Below are 7,521 nucleotides of genomic sequence, written 5' to 3'. Positions count from 1 at the left end.
TTTCAGTCAGATCAGTTGGGTATTGCATTTTTTTTTTTCAAATATCCAACTTCTGAAAACCGCCTAACAAAAATTTTTATACTTTTTTAAACAGGCTCTTAATTTAAAAATATTATTCTTTAATGAGTTTAGACTCATATTTATTTTTCCCATCATTAATTAAAAGTATATAAACTCCTTTTTCAAGCTGTTGGTTTATTTTGTAGATTCCGTTTCCTTCATCAGATATAGAAGGTCTTGCCACTAACCTTCCCGACATATCAGAAATAGAAACTTTTAAATTCTTACCATTCTTAGCTTTGATAAATACTTTATCACCTGTTGCAACCGGGTTAGGATAAATCACAAGATCATTATTATCGGTCTTCACTTCACTTGTAACAAGATTAGTTACCAACATTACAGAATAATCTTCTGCCTGACCATATCCAAGCTGACCACACGGTGCATATGCGCTAGGTGATCCAGCATCAGCAAGAACCCTCATTCTTAATGGTGTGTTTAATATTGCAGTAGCCTGAGGTGTAAATGTTCCGGTAAATGTTCCTTTATGATCTGCGCCAATTGCCACATTATCACCAGAAGCTACCAATTCACTTGCTTCAAAAGTGCCATTGTTATTATAGTCTATCCAAACACGCACAAACTGAGGGTCTCCCAAAATACCCACATCAATAGTTTGTGGTTGGTTAACAACTAATGTTGTATATATATTCATGGAGCACGCCTTTGTAGTATAATCTACATAATACAATGTATGTCCCTGCCAATATCCGGGAGACTCATTATCTATTTGTCCTAATTTTACAGAAACCGGACCTCTCAAATCATCTCCAGGATTCGCTAAACCTGCTGGTGTACAAGCTACAGCCGGAACAACTGACGACACCGGGGTAGAAGGTAGAGCTGTACCCGCTTTTGAAGTTGTAAGACTGCTTCTGATTAACATAAAGGAAGCATTAATCCTATCCCCTTGCCCTGCTGTAAATTTCTGAGCAACAGAATTGGAATAATTCATCATATTATACTGAACACCCTGATAGTTTGAACCGGTACAAGAGTTAACTGTAGAGTTTGAAGGAACTGGCCATGCGGAGTAACCGCTTCCAGATCTTTCAGTATCACAAACCTGATCATCATCATCAGCACAAACTCCGGTGGTAGGCGGACAATAATCTGCATCTCCAGGAACAGCATCGTATCTACCATTCTGGAAAGTATGATATAATCCCATAGCATGTCCAAATTCGTGAGCAAATGTTGTGTCGTGGGGATTAGTTACAACTCCTGTTTTCATAAAGGATTCGTAATTAGAATCTAGGTTACTGGGGATGCAGCAAATCCCAACAAGCCTGAGCTAGGAGTTGTGTCCCCATCAAATGTGGTAATTAAATAAATATTAAAATAAGAAGCCTCCGGCCAATGTGGAGCCAAACCTTTAATAGCATCTCTAGAAGCACCACTCGCTGTTTGATAAGCCATTCCGGATGTATTATATCCACTTAATGTACCGCCATTATATCTCACAATACCAGTAGTCGCATTACAGTTCGGATCTCTTTTAGCCAAAACCAATCTAATAGGGAATACTGCTGATGTTACAAAATCTGCCGGCACTCCATTAGCAGGCCAGGCATAAGTTCCGGCATACATCTGGTTAGCTTTATCCAGCCATTGCTGAATCTGAGTATCTGTTCTAGTGAACGTAGGGTTATTACCTTCAATGACATGAACTACTACAGGAATTTCATAGGCACCATTCACCATTCCTTTAGCAGCTGATAAAGGATCTGCCTTTCTTTCAGCTTCTATATTCTTGATAACTTTATCAAAAATCTGTCTTACTCCAGGAATTGTTCTCTCCTGCAATTGTAACTCCTGATCAAAACCGCAAATTTTCTGCTGCTTTTGTGCAGCTAATGAAAGGGAACATAGCATTGCTCCATAAAAGAAAATTTTCTTCATAACTTTAAATATTTTGTTTTAGTAATTTTGTAAATTAGTCTCGGCAAAAAAAGATAGCTTGTCTCAAATATTTTTAATAGTAGCAAAAAACTGTTTTTGTTACTAATATTTTATTTTATACATTAGAATTGATGTCAATTTTTTTAACTTTTTCATCATTGCAAATTTTCATCTTAGTTAACATCTCTCTACAAAAGAAATAAAAACCCTCAAATTAAAACAAAATAAGAATACGTAATATATACGTATTTTATAAAAACCTGATTATCAATACAGTAAAAAGGAATTACTCCTTTCAAGGTAAACAACTGAAGGCATCACGAACTTGTTTTACTTTTCAGAAAAAATAAAATGGGACTATTTTGAAAAGAGCTCTCGCCATTGTGTTCCAAAGTTGGAAACCTTAGTCATCCGATTCATTTTATATTGGAATGTCTACTTCATCTGTATAATTGAGAAATGAGACATTGAAAAAACTTGGATATAATCCTTAATCCTTACATGCAATATTTCACTAGAAATATTAAAAAGATTGTTCTAAAAAAATAAATTGGAAATGGTATATTGTTAAGGGAAACACCCTTTGTAATAATAATTGAATAAAAGCTTATTGTACCTATTGAAATTTATTTTTTGTGGCTTTATAATTTAGCTCAAACTTTTTTGTTTCGTGAAAAATCTACAATCCTTTTCCATTTATTGGTAACATTTATCAGCCTTCTTCTTCGACAGTTGTAAACCGCTCTCTCAATTTTGCTGAAAGAACTCTGGCAAAATTCTAAATAAATGATTTCGCTGTCGATTCTCATATATACTGCGGTTAAACTTATTAATGCTAAATCACTTAATTTTTGAGTTCTGCATTGATAATCTAAATATTTCGAAAAATTTCAAAAATTCTTTTCATAATTACTATCAAATTGTACATCATAAATATTTTAAGATAAAAACAGCTTACTGATTAATACTCAAATGAAAAACTTTATTTTTTCTATCATAATGCACAGTGGGTTAATAAAGTAAGCAGATTGTTCTAAGAGCATCATGATTACATACAATTAACTATCTGTAATTTGAAGCTTCCATTACTTATAAAGGTTAACAATATAAATTTTCTTCCATCTTGCCACTGTACCTCGACTCAGTTTAAAATGACAGGCTAATTGACTATTGTTCAGATGATGTGCTTTTTGGTAATCCAAAATTAGTAAAATATCTGATTTACCGTAGGATCGGAACTTTTGATTAAGTGACATAGCTTTCTTGTTAGTATATCCAAATATTTTTGTATTAAGCTCAATAATGTCAAGAGAAGAAAGTTTTTCTTTTTCAAGGACAGGCTGACATACCTGTTTTTTATCAGGAATTTTTTTCTCTAGAATATCCAAATATATTTTGCCTGTAATTAATGTTTGATTTTTGCATTTCTTTAGGCTTTGTTAAGTATTTAGATCTTTGTATTTGCTGATCCATTTATATAATGTGGTTTTAGGAATTTTATACTCATTTATAATTTGCAGTTTAGTTTTTTCTTCATTTTCCAATAGCTCTAATATAAAATCAATTAGTTCTTTGGTATAGATATTTTTTCTAAACTGAGGCATCTTTGACTTTTCCTTTTCCTTTCCTGTTGGTCTATTAAAACTGACGCCATCTTGAGGTGCAAACAGAATGAGGTGTTGGGAGTAGATCCTGAAAAAATCATATCCAAGTAATTTACTCCACTTCAAGAGTAATTTCGAATCCAGGCTTTCTGTCTCATACATTTTCACTATTTTTTCTTCCGAACATTTAAAAAAGCTACAAATGCGGGATATTTGTACATCGTTTTCTGTAACACGTTGCTTGATCAAAGCACCTATATGGATTTTTTTAAAATTCATCTCAAGTTGATAAGGTAAGGCTCCACATCTGGAGCTCAAAGGTTTACATTTTGTATTATTTGTAATGTATCAAAAAAAGCAAGTAAAAGTTTACTCATTAATTGTCAATGACCTTTAAAGTTTTATTTCATATTTTGCAAACTTAGCTACTGTTATAATTACTATTGTGTTGGCAAAATGTATTTACTGGTTTAAATAAATATCATTTAGTAAGCAAATTTATTATGAAATTAAATATGATTGGAAGGAAGAGAAGCCAATAGGGAAATCGGCTTCTCTTAAAGCATTTTACAAATATGCTTTTCATCATATGTGGATTTTAGAATCTTTATTTATATCTACTAGTTCGGATTATTGAATATCTACTACCGATATGCGTACCCTTCCCTGTTCACTCTAGAATCAATAATCCGTCAATGTTTCTGTACCTTTCAACATTTTTGACGGAATATACAGAATAGTTTAGGAGTTTGTCATTAATTCTCATGCGGAAAAAAACCACAGGGATAATAAAAATAATTTGTTCATTACTTGTTTTTTTTAGTTCCCTACAAAAGGACAAAATATTCTTAATACCCTTGCTGCAAATTACTACGTATTAGATACGTAAATCTTAAAAAAATATAAAAACTAGTCTTCAATTTAAAATTATTGATCAGAACTTACAATACTTTGGATCCATATGTAAGTATCAGTACCTGCAGGAATATTAAATTTCTTACGAATATGATATTTCCGGGTCTGTACCGTTCTGGATGAAGTAAATGTAAATTCAGCAATATCTTTGGTTGAAAAATTAAGAAATAAAAAGGCACAAAATGTAAGTTCTGAAGCTTTCAAGTCAGGAGAAAGCAAAAGTAACCTGCCTACAAACTTCGGGTAAACCTCTTGAAAACGGGTAAAAAATTCGGGATGATTTTCTTTAGCCAAAAGAACCACTTCCTCAAATGATTCGTTTATCTTTTTTTGCATTTCCTTTGCTTCTGCTTCTTTAATTGCTACTATTTGTTTTTGCTTCAACAACTCTTCTTCTTTTATATTTTTATCATTTCTAACCATTTTATACAGTATACATGCAGCAACAGATATCAAAATAAAAGATATAATTCCCATCAAAAAAAAATTATGTTTTCTATTTTCATTATCCTGATGTTCACTATTAAGAAGGTGATTCATAACATATTGAACAGATTTGTTTCTTTCTGTTTCAATGCTATCTTTCTGTTTTATACTTCTGACTAAATATTCTTTTTCCTTCTCTACATCATGCATTCCCGAATAAGCTTTTGCAATGCTTTGGTACAAATAGCTTACGTCCGCATGAGGATTAATCTTTTTCTTTTCTGAAACAGCCTCAAAAAAAAAGTATAAAGCTTTTTCATATTGTCTTTTCTCAAGTTTAAGCATTCCCATTGCATAAAGAGGATGGTCTTCAATTGGACCATTGCTATTTCTTAATTCTATGAACGCCTTGTTAATATAAAATTCCGCTGAATCCAACCTCTTTTTCTTCATAAAATTCAACCCAATCCCTGTGTACACATCGCTGTGATTATTCTGTATACCTGATACACTATAGCTCAACAATAAACATTTCTTATAATAATGATTACTGGAATCGAGGCTCCCATTGGATTCATGAAAAAGTCCAAGCTGGAAATATGTACTATATATTTTTTTTGATTTTGTATTTTCATCCTGAATTTTATTGGACCAAAATAATTTCTTTCTGAACTCCTTTTCAGCCTTACCGTACAATCCCAGCTCCATATAAATATTACCGATAATAGATTTTACATCTGCCTGCTGGACGTAATCGTTGTTATAAACATATTCTTCTCCTTTTTCAGCATAATAATAGCTTTCTTTAAGCATTCTCAAATAAAATAGTGTGTAGGCAATGATATTATATCCTTCAGCAATTCCCTGATAATAATTCTCTTCTCTAGCTAATTTTATTGATTGTTGTGCAATTCTTATTGATTGGGCAGAATGACCATATGACAGATTATTTGATATGCTTAGAAGGCTGTCTATTTTTTTTATTTTCTCAGACCTACCTTGCCCGAGGAATAAAGAGGGTATTAAAAGAAATAAATACTTTTGGAATTTCATCATTGAGGGAATTTATAAAGTTAATGATTTTCCATTTTAGTTTCAGAATGAATGATTATACGATCAGGCAATGTTTATCATCCTTGTACAAAAGCTCCTGCCTCTTTAAAGAAGCAGGATCAATTGATTGAGATGTAAAATTTTGAAACTTTATATGGAAAAGAAAGTAATTCTCTCACCTAAAATATATAAGAGATATTATATTGGTTAAAATTTATTACCAAAGGCTTAAAAATATATAACGACTTACAATGAAGTTTTGGTATTAGTCTAATTTCTCTACAAATAAAGTTACCGAAGATGCTGCCGCTGGGACACCACCAGATGAAGCAATATCGCCATTTACATTTGCTGTTACTCTATAGACCTCTTTCGTATTATGGAGTATTATAATTGCATACCCTATATCCCTGTTGCCTGGATTTATATCTCTTGTAGCACTTCCATTCTCACCATTGAAACTGTACCAAGTATTAGCCAAAGAAGCCTGTCTTCCCCATTGCTCTAAAGAAGCTCCGCCACTTCCTGCTTTATGATATAAAACAGTTACATGATTGGCAACAGAAAGATTATATTCCATATTAGCAGCGTTGGAAGAAGTTCCATTGAACCTCAGACTGATATTTCCAATAGTAGTGATAGAGTTGGTTGGAGTACTCCCATCAATGGGACTTACTGTGTTTCTTACATAAGTTAGAGGCTGTACGTTTGTTGTTAAAATCGCTCCTAAAAAAGAAAGATCCCATAGAGGACCAGCAGAGCTGGATAAGTCATTTTTTATAACTTCAACATAATATCCGGGCTTGATCACGTAAGATGGGGAATTATTAGTCGCAGATAACTTTATGAGTTGTAATCCACCAAATCCAGTTAAAGTGAGATCCTGGGTAGAATTGTTTTTAATACGGTACACCCTACCTGAGAAAGAATTGCTTACTGTTCCATCAGGTAGTGTCACGGTTATAGGTGAAGTTCCATTTACTGCAACATACTGATCTTGAATAGATAAAGTCGTATTAGATATGATGTTTTTATATGCTCCTTCATATGAACCTTCAACGACTAATGTACTAAATGGAGTAGATGTGTTGATACCTACTTGGGCCTTTAATTTTAGGCCCAACGCAAGAAAACCTAAAATGATTAACGTAATTTTTTTTTTCATAATGTTTTTATTTAAATGTAATAATCATCAATAATTTTAAAGAATTCTATTATCGCTCAAAAAAATGTAGTAATGCAAAATTGTGATCAAATTAGATTATTTTCTCCATTTTATTATAAAGCAATTGCTTTTACTTTCTACTCATTAAAAGAAGAAAACTCATTTTCATTTATTTTTTACGATATGAATAAGGATAACTCTAACAATGCAAAATTATAAAAAAAACAGATTTTTATTAAAATTGTAATACGTATTAGCTACGTAGACCTTTTATAACTAAATATAACAAATTCAATATCATAATATATATTTTTATCTATCACATATTTCCGTTTTCGGAAATTAATGTTAAACTGCTCTGAATTAATTATTCTCAATTTGATTGTTCAATAT

At 32.1% G+C, this 7,521-nt stretch carries 6 protein-coding genes and 1 pseudogene; all 7 read right to left on the bottom strand.

From position 1 onward, the window contains the following. Positions 1-112: 112 nt before the first annotated feature. The 7 genes and pseudogenes from DRF61_RS22325 to DRF61_RS22300 all read right to left on the bottom strand — a co-directional run bounded on the left by DRF61_RS22325 (position 113) and on the right by DRF61_RS22300 (position 6,921). Positions 113-1,297 (bottom strand): zinc-dependent metalloprotease, encoded by a 1,185-nt coding sequence (locus tag DRF61_RS22325; protein ID WP_111961064.1) that lies wholly within the window; start codon positions 1,295-1,297, stop codon positions 113-115. Positions 1,298-1,317: 20 nt separating this feature from the next. Continuing rightward, positions 1,318-1,965 (bottom strand): zinc metalloprotease, encoded by a 648-nt coding sequence (locus tag DRF61_RS22320; RefSeq protein ID WP_111961063.1) that lies wholly within the window; start codon positions 1,963-1,965, stop codon positions 1,318-1,320. A 698-nt stretch (positions 1,966-2,663) separates the two neighbouring features. Beyond that, a pseudogene (locus DRF61_RS23155) lies at positions 2,664-2,840 on the bottom strand (IS982 family transposase); the annotation flags it as partial. 210 nt (positions 2,841-3,050) lie between these two features. Next, complete coding sequence (locus tag DRF61_RS22315; protein ID WP_228452733.1) at positions 3,051-3,353, bottom strand: helix-turn-helix domain-containing protein; 303 nt, start codon at positions 3,351-3,353, stop codon at positions 3,051-3,053. 51 nt (positions 3,354-3,404) lie between these two features. After that, positions 3,405-3,887 (bottom strand): transposase, encoded by a 483-nt coding sequence (locus DRF61_RS22310; protein WP_307724892.1) that lies wholly within the window; start codon positions 3,885-3,887, stop codon positions 3,405-3,407. A gap of 609 nt (positions 3,888-4,496) precedes the next feature. Further along, positions 4,497-5,966 (bottom strand): tetratricopeptide repeat protein, encoded by a 1,470-nt coding sequence (locus DRF61_RS22305; RefSeq protein WP_111961060.1) that lies wholly within the window; start codon positions 5,964-5,966, stop codon positions 4,497-4,499. A 262-nt stretch (positions 5,967-6,228) separates the two neighbouring features. Further along, positions 6,229-6,921: a hypothetical protein gene (locus DRF61_RS22300; RefSeq protein WP_146897236.1), complete on the bottom strand. Its 693-nt coding sequence runs from the start codon at positions 6,919-6,921 to the stop codon at positions 6,229-6,231. Positions 6,922-7,521 lie beyond the last annotated feature (600 nt).

It is taken from the genome of Chryseobacterium lathyri (assembly GCF_003290185.1).
GTDB classification, from domain to species: domain Bacteria; phylum Bacteroidota; class Bacteroidia; order Flavobacteriales; family Weeksellaceae; genus Chryseobacterium; species Chryseobacterium lathyri.
The sequence above is the reverse complement of the archived record's forward strand: the minus strand, read 5'-3'. Positions and strand labels throughout refer to the sequence as shown.